Here is a 465-nt window from a genome sequence, read left to right as displayed (position 1 = left end):
TGTTCGGGCCGCAGAAGGGCGCCACGCCGGCGATGGTCGCGCAGCTCGATGCCGGGTTGCGGCACTACGCCGAGGCGATCGAACGCACCTTGGGCGTGGCAGTGGCGTCGCTGCCCGGTGCGGGCGCGGGCGGCGGCATCGGCGCGGCCCTGGTCGCCTTCCTCGGCGCGCGGCTGCGGCCGGGCGTGGAGATCGTCGCGCAGGCGCTGGGGCTGGAAGCGCACCTGGCCGGCGCCGATCTGCTGGTTACCGGCGAAGGCCGCCTGGACGGGCAGAGCGCGCAGGGCAAGGTGCCGGTCGGCCTCGCCCGCATCGCCCGACGCCACGGTGTGCCGGTGCTGGCCATCGCCGGCGGCCTGGGCGAGGGCGCGGCGGACCTGCAGGCGCAAGGGATCGACGCGCTGTTCGTCGCGGTGCAACGCGTGTCCACGCGCGAGGCCGCGCTGGCCGATGCCGCCGACGCCC

Annotated in this window: 1 protein-coding gene; it reads left to right on the top strand. The window is 77.0% G+C overall.

Annotated features, from left to right (window positions below; translation table 11 throughout):
- The coding region (locus tag D180_RS19575) for a glycerate kinase (RefSeq protein WP_017914103.1) at positions 1-465 on the top strand (465 nt) is incomplete at both ends.

This window comes from Xanthomonas sp. SHU 166, from assembly GCF_000364685.1.
Lineage (GTDB): Bacteria > Pseudomonadota > Gammaproteobacteria > Xanthomonadales > Xanthomonadaceae > Xanthomonas_A > Xanthomonas_A sontii.
This window is presented reverse-complemented; position numbering and strand designations above follow the sequence as displayed.